Origin of the sequence: Kocuria sp. CNJ-770 (assembly GCF_001942375.1) — a bacterium.
GTDB classification, from domain to species: domain Bacteria; phylum Actinomycetota; class Actinomycetes; order Actinomycetales; family Micrococcaceae; genus Kocuria; species Kocuria oceani.
Genome location: NZ_MKJW01000017.1, coordinates 1 through 5,213 on the forward strand (window position 1 = coordinate 1; position 5,213 = coordinate 5,213).

Annotated in this window: 4 protein-coding genes and 1 pseudogene; 2 read left to right on the forward strand and 3 right to left on the reverse strand. The window is 70.4% G+C overall.

Going from position 1 to position 5,213, the window contains the following annotated elements:
- Positions 1 to 162: 162 nt before the first annotated feature.
- Positions 163 to 1,250, forward strand: a pseudogene (ccsB, locus tag BJF77_RS00835) (c-type cytochrome biogenesis protein CcsB).
- A 228-nt stretch (positions 1,251 to 1,478) separates the two neighbouring features.
- On the forward strand, positions 1,479 to 1,685 hold the full coding sequence (locus BJF77_RS00840; RefSeq protein WP_139318369.1) for a hypothetical protein: 207 nt from the start codon (positions 1,479 to 1,481) through the stop codon (positions 1,683 to 1,685).
- 97 nt (positions 1,686 to 1,782) lie between these two features.
- Here the strand turns inward: BJF77_RS00840 and BJF77_RS00845 are convergent, their stop codons facing one another.
- The 3 genes from BJF77_RS00845 to BJF77_RS00855 form a co-directional block, all read right to left on the reverse strand.
- A complete protein-coding gene (locus tag BJF77_RS00845; protein ID WP_047804870.1) occupies positions 1,783 to 2,430 on the reverse strand; it encodes a vitamin K epoxide reductase family protein in 648 nt (215 codons plus the stop codon).
- The gene (locus tag BJF77_RS00850) at positions 2,423 to 4,324 is read right to left on the reverse strand and encodes a cytochrome c oxidase assembly protein (protein WP_139318370.1); all 1,902 of its coding nucleotides are present in this window, start codon (positions 4,322 to 4,324) and stop codon (positions 2,423 to 2,425) included. The genes BJF77_RS00845 and BJF77_RS00850 overlap by 8 nt, the downstream gene beginning before the upstream one ends.
- A 125-nt stretch (positions 4,325 to 4,449) precedes the next feature.
- Complete coding sequence (locus BJF77_RS00855; protein WP_047804869.1) at positions 4,450 to 5,133, reverse strand: thioredoxin domain-containing protein; 684 nt, start codon at positions 5,131 to 5,133, stop codon at positions 4,450 to 4,452.
- Positions 5,134 to 5,213 lie beyond the last annotated feature (80 nt).

A 5,213-nucleotide genomic window follows, 5' to 3' on the forward strand; every position in this document is an offset into this window, starting at 1 on the left:
CCCCGACTGCGTACGGAGGCCGAGTCGCTGGGCGAGCTGTTCACCACCCACTGGAAGGCGATCGGGGTGCGCGATGACGCCGGTGACCGCACAGAGTCTGCCCCCGAGAAGACCACGGACCGGGCCCGCCGCGGCCCCACCACCAACTGAGAGGAAGTGCCCATGCCCGTCAACGAGACCCTGGGCACCTGGAGCGAACTGTTCATGCTCCTGGCCGCCATGACCTACCTGGTCAGCTTCATCGCCTTCGCCTGGGACATGGCCCCCCACGCCAAGACCCTCCACGCACCCGGACAGACCGGCCGCCACACCGAGGCCGACCGTGCGCTGATCGGCGCCGCGTCGGCCGGCGCCGGGAACGCGCGCCCCCTGGAGGCCACCGACCCGCGGGCCGGTCTGGGCGCCGGGGACCGCGGGCGCGGCTACCGCGCCGCTGCCCGCTCTGTGCTGGCCGAGCACGTGGCCGATGCGCAGATGCGCTACACCGGGGAACGCCGCCCGGCCGCGCGGGTGGCTGTGACGGTCATGGTCCTGGCTTCGCCCTCCACACGGCAGCTGTAGTGACCCGCGCGATCGCCGCGGCGCGGGTGCCGTGGGGCAACATGTACGAGTTCTCCACCACCGGGGCCCTGGTCGTGGCCGGTGTCTACCTCGTCTCCTTGTGGCGGCGTGACCTGCGCTTCGTGGGGGTCCTCGTGTCCGGGCTCGTGGTGATCATGCTGACCGCGGCCACCATCGGGTTCCCCACCCCGGTGGGCCCGCTGGTCCCGGCCCTGCAGTCCTGGTGGCTGGTGATCCACGTGTCCATCGCGGTGGCCGCCTCCGGGATCTTCACCATCACCTTCGCCATGGCGGTCCTGCAGCTGCTGCAGGCCCGGCGGGAGCGGACGATCCTCGCCGGGGAGGCCCCCGGTATGGGCTTCCTGGCCATGGTCCCCTCCTCCCAGGCGCTCGAGAACCTGTCCTTCCGGCTCAACGCGGTCGGCTTCGCGTTCTGGACCTTCACCCTGGCCGCCGGCGCGATCTGGGCCGAGCAGGCCTGGGGGCGCTACTGGGGCTGGGACGTCAAAGAAGTGTGGACGTTCGTGATCTGGGTGGTCTACGCCGCCTACATGCACGCCCGCGCCACCCGCGGTTGGACCGGCACCCGCTCGGCGTGGCTGTCGATCGCGGGTTACCTCTGCGTCATTTTCAACTTCGTCGTGGTGAACACGGTGTTCACCGGACTGCACTCCTATTCCGGGCTGTAAGCCCCGCGGAGCGGGCCTCCGGCTCAGCGCAGGGTGGGCCGATCGTGGCCCCCGGCCAGCACCGTGATGAACTCCCGATGCCAAGAGCAGTCCTTTCACGGTGGTTGTCCCGGCGCCGCCACGGCCCGGCGGATATCTTTTTGACGTCGCGAGCAGGATGCGCAGTTGCCCGGTCCTCACCAACTCGCGAAGGTCCCCCGTGCGGTGCGCTGCCGTGGCGTGATGGACATGGGGCTGTGGCTCCTGTTGCTAATAGTGGTGGTGCTGCTGATCGGCGTACTGGCATTCGGGGCGCTGGGCGATCGCTCGATCATCGATGGCCTCAGCGGAAGTGGATCCCGCGGCGACGGCCGACGCACCCAGTCGATCCCGCCGGAGCGCTATGCCCGCGCAGAGATCTCACCGAGGACCACCAGGAACAGCTGCACCCCCTGACGCTGAGGGGGCGGTCCCCTCCTTTGATCCCGGACAGATTTCGGCCCCGGCGCCTCTCCATCGAGAGACGCCGGAGCCGAGGTCGCTCAGGGGCTGGTCAGAGACCGGTGAAGATAGAAAAGAAGCGGAAGAACACCGAGGCCGCCACGGCCACGTAGGCGATGACCACCAGAGTCCAGGCCCACTCGGAGGCAAACCGCACCAACCGGGGCGGGGCGGGGATGATGCCGTGGGCGAGGTTGCGCACGGTGAGCAGGAGAAACAGCGGGATCATCGCCGCCCACACGATCATGCAGTACAGGCACAGGATGTAGATGGTGAACAGCGCCTGGGACCACAGCCAGATCACGAACACCGCCCCGAGAGTGACCCCTGCCTGCAGGCCGATCCAGTACCAGCGTCCGAACTGTGCCCCGGCCAGGGCGGCCATGGCGGTGGTGATCACCACCGCGAAGGCGACGATGCCGATCAGCGGGTTGGGGAAGCCGAAGAGTTCCGACTGCCAGGTGCCCATGACGCGCCCGCAGGACACCCAGGGGTTGATGTCACAACTGGTGACGTGGCCCGGGTCCTTGTAGAGCTGAAGGCGCTCGAGCACCAGGATCGCCGAGGCGACCCACCCGATCACCCCGGTCACCAACAGGACCAGGGCGAAGGGGCGGTGGCGGGCGAAGCCGGGCAGGTGCTCTTCGGCGACCGGGCCGGCGCCTGGGTGAGGGTGGGCGCTGGTGGTGGTTTCAGCCATGGTGGATGTCCTTGGGGGTTCCTCGATCAACGGTGGCGTCGGTGGTGCCGTGCTGGTGTCCTCGGGCCAGGACGGCCAGGGCCGCGGCCAGCAGGGGCAGGACCCCGGCCAGGATGATCCTGGTGGCTGCGGATTGTTGATCCGCCAGCGGGGAGGGCCCCCAGTCTCGGCCGAGTCCGGAGAACCACTCTGGTTGGATCACCGTCGGTGACAGGGCCGTGAACACCGCCCAGATCCCCAGCACGGTGGCCACCGCGAGCAGCACCAAGGCCTGCGTGCGCACCGCTCTGCGGTCCGGTGGGGCGGCCAGCGCGGCGGTAGCGAAGATCAGGCCCAGGGCCACGGCGGTGGTGTTCATCAGTTCGTGGCCGACGTGGGTGTGCAGGGCCAGGGCGAAGGCGGGGGTGTAGTAGAAGACACCCAGCCCTGCCAGGACCAGGATCCCGGCCGGGGCCGGGTGAGCCAGCAGGGCCCCGGCCCGGGAGGTGCGCCATGCGGCGGCGAGCTCGCGCGCCCCGGTGCTGCCGTCGGTGCGGGTCGGCACCAGGGCCGCGGCCAGGCGGCCGGGGGCCCCGGCGATCAGCAGCAGCGGCACCGGGAAGCTCAGCAGCAGGTGAGCGGTGGTGTGGACGCTGAACAGGATCGGGGCGTAGAGGGCCATCGCCCCACAGGTGACGTAGACCAGCAGCACCAGACCGGCCATAAACGCGGCCGTGCGCGCCACCGGCCATGGTGCGCCGGTGCGGCGCAGGTGTCGTACCCCGCCCAGGTAGAGACAGGCGGCGAGGATCGCCACGGCGATCCACAGCCAGTCGACGCGCCACTGGGTGAACCAGCCGGAGAAGCTCAGGGGCGGGGGCAGGAGGTAGCCGGTGAGGATCTCCGCGGGGGTGATGTCCGGTTGCCGCTCTAGGGGCACCGGAGTGGGAGTGCGCCCTAGGGCCACGCCCAGGGCCATCACGGCGCAGAGGATGAAGACTTCCACGGTGATCAGTCGCCACACCCGGCCCAGCCTCGGGGTGCCGGCGGTGATCGCCCGGCGGTTGAGGTACCCCAGCACGCCCAGGGCCACGGTGGCGATCGTCTTGGCGATCACCAGTGCCCCGTAGCCGGAGTTCAGCCCGTCCCAGCCACCGATCCGGTAGATGGTGTTGATGACCCCCGAGACGGCGACCAGGACGAAGGCCACCCCGGCCAGGGTCGAGAAGCGTTCCAGCACGGTCCGAGCCGTCTGGTGGCCTGCGGCCGGAATGGTCAGCAGCGGGGCGAGCAGGGCGAGCACGATGATCCCGCCGGTCCAGATCCCGGCACCGAGCAGGTGCAGGGCCAGAGCGTTGACGGCCCCGTTGTGGTCATCGACCCCGGCCACGTGTCCCAGTTGGGACAGCGGGATGACGGCGGCCAGGGCCACCAGGGCGGTGGCGGCCACCGGCACCGGGGAGCGGGCGAGCACGGCCAGGGTGGTGGTCAGGGCCGCGGTCACAGCGGTCACCGCCCACGCCTGGCCAGGGATCAGACGGGTCACGTAGTAGCCCAGCTGCCCGGTGAACTCGGCCGAGCCGGAGACCGGGGTCCCGATGGTGTCGGCGTAGCTGAGCACGATGATCGCGACCGCGGCCAGGGTCCACACCCCGGCGGCGGCCGCGGCCACCGTCATGGCCCGGGCGAAGGCCGGGTGTTCGGCCCCGGCCTGCCCCGCCCCGGTGACCGGAGTGGATCGGGGCACTACGGTGGTGGCGAAGACCAGCCCGGCCCAGGTGATGCCCATGGCCAGGTGATGCACGGTCGTGGCCAGCGGCAGCCCCCAGCGCACCAGGGCCCCGGGGTCGAGCACCTCCCGGGGCGCGGTGGCCCCGGAGGAGCCCAGGGCCATCCACAGCACGGCCAGGGTCACCAGCCCGACACCGATGCAGACGGCAGCGACGGCGCGCCGGCGCCGCCCAGCCGGCGCCGGCCTGGGAATCGTGCGGAGGGGCAGCGGCGGGGTGGACGTGTGGGGTGAGGAGGCCTTCATCACTGTCAGTCGGTGGCCGCGGTCTCGACGGCGTCCCGGAAGGCTTCCAGGGACTCGGGGTTGAGCACCTCCCCATTGAGGAAGAACGTCGGGGTCCCGCCCACCCCCAGAGCCTCACCGTCGGCGACGTCGAGCTCGATGCGCTCTTGGGTGGCCGGATCGGCCACCGCGGCATCGAAGGCGGCCATGTCCAAGCCGAGGTCTTCGGCGAAGCCGCGGAAGACCGCGCTCTGGTCCTCGCCCGACTCTCCCCACTGTTCCTGGGTCTCGAACATGCGCTGGTACATCGCCTCGTACTGTCCCTGCTGGGCCGCGGCCTCCACCGCGAGGGCGGCGTTCATGGAGTTGCGGTGGCCCGGCAACGGGAAGTAGCGGTGGACGAAGGTGACGGTGTCGGCGTATTCGGCCCGCAGCTCCTCGACGAACGGGTAGGCGGCCCGGCACCCTTCACACTCATAGTCCAGGAACTCCACCAGCACGGCTTGTTCGTTGGGGGCCTTCGAGAGCACCCGGCTGTTCTCCCGCACGAGTTGCCCCGCGTCGTCGGGCACCGCCGGGGTGGAATTGGCCCGGGCGATGAGGATCGGGATGGCCACGGCCGCCACGACGGCAGCCAGGAGGACCCACACGATGATCTTGGCCTTCGAGGGCTTCTGCTGTGGGGTGGGCGTGCTGGCGGTAGTGCTCACAGGGGGTTTCCGTTCAGTCTCGGGCAGCAGGGTGTACCAGGGATGGGAGGGGGTCAGGGGTGGAGGGTCTCACACCACCC